This is a genomic window from Streptococcus mitis (genome assembly GCF_009496155.1).
Classification (GTDB): domain Bacteria; phylum Bacillota; class Bacilli; order Lactobacillales; family Streptococcaceae; genus Streptococcus; species Streptococcus mitis_BQ.
On the sequence record NZ_WIJP01000044.1, the window covers coordinates 1 to 704 of the forward strand.

General features: G+C 50.7%; 6 tRNA genes and 1 rRNA gene. All 7 read left to right on the top strand.

Annotated features, from left to right (window positions below):
- Positions 1-7: 7 nt before the first annotated feature.
- Positions 8-123 (top strand): 5S ribosomal RNA (rrf, locus tag GEZ84_RS10590).
- 4 nt (positions 124-127) lie between these two features.
- A tRNA-Val gene (locus tag GEZ84_RS10595) sits at positions 128-200 on the top strand.
- A gap of 5 nt (positions 201-205) precedes the next feature.
- Positions 206-276, top strand: a tRNA-Gly gene (locus GEZ84_RS10600).
- Between the two features lie 34 nt (positions 277-310).
- Positions 311-384: transfer RNA gene (locus GEZ84_RS10605), tRNA-Ile, on the top strand.
- Between the two features lie 64 nt (positions 385-448).
- Positions 449-538: transfer RNA gene (locus GEZ84_RS10610), tRNA-Ser, on the top strand.
- A 9-nt stretch (positions 539-547) separates the two neighbouring features.
- Positions 548-621: transfer RNA gene (locus tag GEZ84_RS10615), tRNA-Met, on the top strand.
- A 3-nt stretch (positions 622-624) separates the two neighbouring features.
- A tRNA-Phe gene (locus tag GEZ84_RS10620) sits at positions 625-697 on the top strand.
- Positions 698-704: the final 7 nt, after the last annotated feature.

Consider the following 704-nt stretch of genomic DNA (forward strand, 5'->3'; position numbering starts at 1 on the left):
CTCAGAGTTAAGTGACGATAGCCTAGGAGATACACCTGTACCCATGCCGAACACAGAAGTTAAGCCCTAGAACGCCGGAAGTAGTTGGGGGTTGCCCCCTGTGAGATATGGAAGTCGCTTAGCTTTAGGGAGTTTAGCTCAGCTGGGAGAGCATCTGCCTTACAAGCAGAGGGTCAGCGGTTCGATCCCGTTAACTCCCATTTTAGCGGGTGTAGTTTAGTGGTAAAACTACAGCCTTCCAAGCTGTTGTCGCGAGTTCGATTCTCGTCACCCGCTTTGAACTTTGTTCAAATTACCAAGTTTTTAACTTGGGCGCGTAGCTCAGGTGGTTAGAGCGCACGCCTGATAAGCGTGAGGTCGGTGGTTCGAGTCCACTCGTGCCCATAGTGTTTAGTCCATTTATCTTTTCATTAAGAGGACACGGGCTTGTTCCCGTATAAACTATTTTGGAGGATTACCCAAGTCCGGCTGAAGGGAACGGTCTTGAAAACCGTCAGGCGTGTAAAAGCGTGCGTGGGTTCGAATCCCACATCCTCCTTTTCATTAACGCGGGATGGAGCAGCTCGGTAGCTCGTCGGGCTCATAACCCGAAGGTCGTAGGTTCAAATCCTGCTCCCGCAATAAGGCTCGGTAGCTCAGTTGGTAGAGCAATGGATTGAAGCTCCATGTGTCGGCGGTTCGATTCCGTCTCGCGCCATTTATAT